This window comes from Micromonospora sp. NPDC051296, assembly GCF_040682255.1.
Taxonomy (GTDB): domain Bacteria; phylum Actinomycetota; class Actinomycetes; order Mycobacteriales; family Micromonosporaceae; genus Micromonospora; species Micromonospora craterilacus.
The window spans coordinates 1-3,912 of record NZ_JBFBAO010000511.1 but is presented as its reverse complement, the minus strand read 5'-3'; the positions used below and the strand labels follow the sequence as shown (position 1 = coordinate 3,912).

The 3,912-nt window shown below is 75.5% G+C and carries 4 protein-coding genes; 3 read left to right on the top strand and 1 reads right to left on the bottom strand.

Going from position 1 to position 3,912, the window contains the following annotated elements:
* Positions 1-121 precede the first annotated feature (121 nt).
* Together AB0M52_RS32025 and AB0M52_RS32020 are read left to right on the top strand one after the other, a co-directional pair.
* On the top strand, positions 122-895 hold the full coding sequence (locus AB0M52_RS32025; RefSeq protein ID WP_363961440.1) for an adenosylcobinamide-GDP ribazoletransferase: 774 nt from the start codon (positions 122-124) through the stop codon (positions 893-895).
* Between the two features lie 66 nt (positions 896-961).
* Positions 962-2,251 carry a DUF2314 domain-containing protein gene (locus tag AB0M52_RS32020; RefSeq protein WP_363961438.1) on the top strand — a complete coding sequence of 430 codons (1,290 nt, stop codon included), beginning with the start codon at positions 962-964 and terminating at the stop codon, positions 2,249-2,251.
* Between the two features lie 34 nt (positions 2,252-2,285).
* On the opposite strand, the gene gcvT is transcribed toward AB0M52_RS32020, so the two are convergent.
* On the bottom strand, positions 2,286-3,410 hold the full coding sequence (gene gcvT, locus AB0M52_RS32015; protein WP_363961436.1) for a glycine cleavage system aminomethyltransferase GcvT: 1,125 nt from the start codon (positions 3,408-3,410) through the stop codon (positions 2,286-2,288).
* Positions 3,411-3,574: 164 nt separating this feature from the next.
* Here gcvT and AB0M52_RS32010 point away from each other — a divergent pair.
* Positions 3,575-3,912, top strand: a 338-nt coding sequence (locus tag AB0M52_RS32010) for a M17 family peptidase N-terminal domain-containing protein (protein ID WP_363961434.1), incomplete at its 3' end; no start/stop codon positions are given.

Sequence of the window (3,912 nt, the reverse complement as noted above, 5' to 3'; positions counted from 1 at the left end):
GTGGACGAAACGCCCGAGCCGGAGCCGGTCGAGGAGGCCGAGCCCGACTTCCGCGAACCCGAGCCCGACGGGCCGGGGCCGACCAGTACCGAACCGGCGGAGCCGGCGGACCAGGGCTCGCGTGCCGGCTGAGCCCCGGCTCGGCGACGGGGCGCGACTGGCGCTGACCACCCTCACCATCGCACCGGTCCGGGCCGGCCGGGTCGACCGGGCCACGGCCGGTACGGCGATGGTCCTCGCCCCGGCGGTCGGCGCGCTGCTCGGCCTGCCGCTCGCCGGGGTGCTGCTGCTGCTCGCCGCGGTCACCGCGCCGCTGGTCGCCGCCGGGGTGACCGTCGCCGCGGGCGCCCTGCTCACCCGGGGACTGCACCTCGACGGGCTGGCCGACACCGTGGACGCGCTCGGGTCGTACCGGCGGGGGCCGGCCGCGTTGGAGATCATGAAGAAGCCGGACGTGGGGCCGTTCGGCGTGGTCGCGCTGGTGCTCGTCCTGCTGGTGCAGGCCGCGGCGCTGGCGGAGCTGGCCGCCCGATCCGGGCCGGCGGCGTTCGCCGCGGTCGTGACGGCCGCCGCGGCCGGCCGGCTCGGGGTGACCCTGGCCTGCCGGCGGGGTGTTCCGGCGGCCCGCCCGGAGGGGCTCGGCGCACTGGTGGCCGGCACCGTCGGGCCGGCCGCCCTGGCCGCCGGGACGGTCGCCGTCGCGCTGCTGGCGGTCGCGGCGGTGCCGGGCCGCCCCTGGCAGGGGCCGCTGGCCGTGCTCGCCGCGCTCGCCGTCGCGGCCGGGCTGCTCCGACACGTGGTACGCCGGCTGGGTGGGATCACCGGTGACGTGCTCGGCGCCACCGTCGAGGTGGTCACCACGCTCGTGTACCTGGGACTGGTGCTGTCCGGCTGAGCCGGGCACCCGGCGACGGGTAGCGTTCTCCCACGACAGCACCGGCGCGGCCACCCGGGGGACGAGATGCTCATCACCGACGACTTCCTGCCCGTTCCGGTCCCGGAGTCGCTCAACGCGACGTACCTGGTGCCGACGGGGGGACTGCCCGCGGTCAGCGCGCGGACCGCGGTGCGGGGGTTGGCCGGCCGGCTGGCCGAACCCGTGCACGGGCTGGCCAAGCAGATGCTGGACAGTCCATTGATGAGCGTCGACGTCCGCCCGATCGGCGAGTTCCCCGAGCTGCCGCCGGACCTGCTCACCGCGTTCGGGGCCACCCCGGCGCAGTTGGACCGGCTGGCCGCGGCGAGCCACCTGGTGGTGGTGCAGGCCGAGTACCGGCCGGGCTGGCCCCCGGCGCACGAGTGGGCGGCCCGGGCGGTGGCCGCGGCGGTCGCCGAGGCGGTGGGCAGCGACGTGGTGGACGTCTTCGGGTTGCAGTTCCTGGACCCGGCCGCGGCGCTGCGCTCGCTGCCCGACGCCGAGGGGCGGGTCCGGCTGGTCGACTGGGTGCTGGTGCCGTACTCGTCGGACGCCGACGGGCTCTGGTTCACCACCAAGGGGCTGCGCCGCTTCGGCCTGCTGGAGTTGCAGACCCAGGGTGTGCCGGACCACCTCACCCGGGCCTGGGGCGCGGTGATGACCGGCGCGGCCCGCCGGCTGCTGCGGGACTGGACCGACGGGCTGGCCGGCGAGGAGGTGCCGGCGTTCGTGCAGCTGCCGGTGCTGGCTACGGTGACCGGGCATGACATCGCGGTGGCGTACGGCAACCCGGAGCAGCACGGGGCGACCGCGCCAGTGCTGCTCCGGCTGGAGCTGGACCCGGCCACCGACCCGGACGCCGACTCGTTCCTCAGCCTGCGCCCGCCGGCCGGGCATCCCGGCCCGCCCGGGCGCTACTTCGCCGCCGCCTGCGCCACCCTGTTCGCCGGCATCCAGCCCGACGTGCGCTACGCCCGGCCGGGTGACGCGATGAGCCGGGCGATCGCCACCGCCCGCGCCGGGCTGGGCGACATCCGGGCCCGGTTCCGCGCCGGGCAACTGCCGGCGGAGACCCAGCTGGTGGTCAAGTACGGGCTGCCCGGCGACGACGGTCCGGAGTACGTCTGGGCCGGGGTGACCTCCTGGGACACCGCGGAGCGGATCGTCGGCGCCAGCGCCAGCGACGCCAACACCGACCCCACCGTGCGGATCGGCTCCCCGGTCGTGGTGGAAACCACCGACGTGGTCGACTGGGCCGTTCTGAACGGCACCGGCGTCATCGAGGGCGGCTGGACCCAAGCCGTCCTGGACGCCGGCGAACCCCCCACCCGCTAACCCCACCCAACCCGGTCTGGGTGGGGGTTGGGGGCTACTTCACGGAGGGGTGGACGAAGGGGGGACGGGTCAGGCGTACGGGGACTCGGCGGTTGCGGATGTCCACGTGCAGGTCGGTGCCGTCGGGGAGGGCGGAGGCGGTGTCGATCAGCGCCAGGGCGATGCCCTGCTTCTTCGTCGGGCTGAAGGTGCCGCTGGTGATGGTGCCGACCTGGGTGTCGCCTTCGTACACGGCCATGCCGGGGCGCGGGATGGCGCGGTCGACGGCCTCCAGGCCGCGCAGCGTACGCGTCGGACCGGCGGCCTTCTCCGCGAGCAGCGCGTCGCGGCCCCAGAAGGCCGGCTTGTCCCAGCCCACCGCCCAGCCCGAGCGGGCCTGCACCGGGGTGATCTCCAGCGACAGGTCCTGCCCGTGCAGCGGGTACCCCATCTCGGTGCGCAGCGTGTCCCGGGCGGCCAGCCCGCAGGCCCGCGGCGCCGGTTCGGCGGCGAACAACGCGTCCCAGACCGCGACCGCGTCGCCGGCCGGGACCACCAGCTCGTAGCCCAGCTCGCCGGTGTAGCCGGTGCGGCAGACGGTCAGCTCGACGCCGTCGAGGGTGGCCGGCGAGAAGCTCATGTACCCGTGCTCGGTGGGCAGCCCCAGCGCACCCAACAGCTCCGCCGAGCGCGGCCCCTGCACCGCCAGTACGGCGTGCGCCTCGTGCTCGTCGGTGACCGTGACCTGCGGCGGCGCGGCGGCGCGCAGCCGGCGCACCACCTCGGCGGTGTTCGCCGCGTTCGGGATGAGGAAGACGTGGTCGTCGGCGTACAGGTAGGCGATGATGTCGTCCACCACGCCGCCGGTGGCCTCGTCGCAACAGAGGGTGTACTGCGCCCGGCCCGGACCGATCCGGCCCAGGTCGTTGCTGAGGCAGGCGTTGACGAAGGCCGCCGCCCCCGGGCCGGTCACCCGCACCTTGCCGAGGTGCGAGACGTCGAACACGCCGACCTCGGTCCGCACCGCGGCGTGCTCCCGGAGCACCCCGCCGCCGGCGTACTCCAGCGGCATCTCCCAGCCGCCGAACGGGGCGAACTTGGCGCCGAGCGCGGTGTGCCGCTCACCCAGCGGAGAACGACGCAGCCGGGTCTCGGCAGCGTCGGTGGTCACGTCGGTCATGGGTGGGAACTTACCGGGACGCACCGGTCTGGTTAGCATCGGCGGGGCCCGCCGGATGAACCGACGGGACAGCATTGACGTCCGGCGGGTAAATCACCCGCCGGCAAACTCCACCGCCGGTACGCCACCACGCGACCGGCCCGGCCCGCCCGGGAGCAGCTTCCGTGACATCGCCCAGCACCACCCTGAGCCTGGTCGACACCGACCCCGCCGAACTCGCCGTCGACGCGATCGTGATCGGCGTGCACAGTACGACCGGCGAGCCGGCCGCCACCAGCGGCTTCGCCGGCACCCTGCTGCTCGCCAGCGGCGCGGAGAGCATCGCCGCAGCCTTCGACGGCAAGCTGACCGAGACGCTGGCGCTGCTCGGCGCGACCGGCGGCCCGGGCGAGGTGATCAAGTTGGCGACCCTCGGCACCGTCACCGCCCCGGTGATCGCCGCAGTCGGCCTCGGCCCGGAGCCCAGCGGTGCGGCGCCCGCGCCGGAGACCCTGCGTCGGGC

What these genes read in the sequence shown, in the direction of transcription:
- gcvT (WP_363961436.1), bottom strand. Translation starts at nt 3,410, where the DNA reads ATGACCGACGTGACCACCGACGCTGCCGAGACCCGGCTGCGTCGTTCT.
- AB0M52_RS32020 (WP_363961438.1), top strand. Translation starts at nt 962, where the DNA reads ATGCTCATCACCGACGACTTCCTGCCCGTTCCGGTCCCGGAGTCGCTC.